1 pseudogene is annotated in these 330 nt (G+C 48.2%); it reads right to left on the bottom strand.

From position 1 onward, the window contains the following. Positions 1-330 (bottom strand): annotated as a pseudogene (locus AB4512_RS24705) (efflux transporter periplasmic adaptor subunit); the annotation flags it as partial.

Raw genomic sequence — 330 nt, 5'->3', positions numbered from 1 at the left:
CTTTACGTAGACGATCATTGTTGTCTAACGTCCACACATACCCGTCTCGTGTCATCGCACTTAAAGGCATACTGACTACGTTATTCTTAAGTCCTAGATTAACCTCAGCCTGAACCTGCTGATTTGGAAACAATCTTGGTTTGCTTTGATAAGGTGCCTCAACCGAAAGCACGACTTGTCTTTGGCGAGTGACCGAATCAACTTGCGGCGACACATAGCGCACTTTGGCAGGCCACTGATCCCCAGAGCGGTTCACCACCGTGATACTCGGCTCAGTCAATGCCGCTTGGACTTGTTGCCAATGCATTTCAGAAATCGGCAACTCGATAT

The organism is Vibrio sp. 10N.222.52.B7 (assembly GCF_041474275.1).
Lineage (GTDB): Bacteria > Pseudomonadota > Gammaproteobacteria > Enterobacterales > Vibrionaceae > Vibrio > Vibrio crassostreae_C.
The sequence above is the reverse complement of the archived record's forward strand: the minus strand, read 5'-3'. Positions and strand labels throughout refer to the sequence as shown.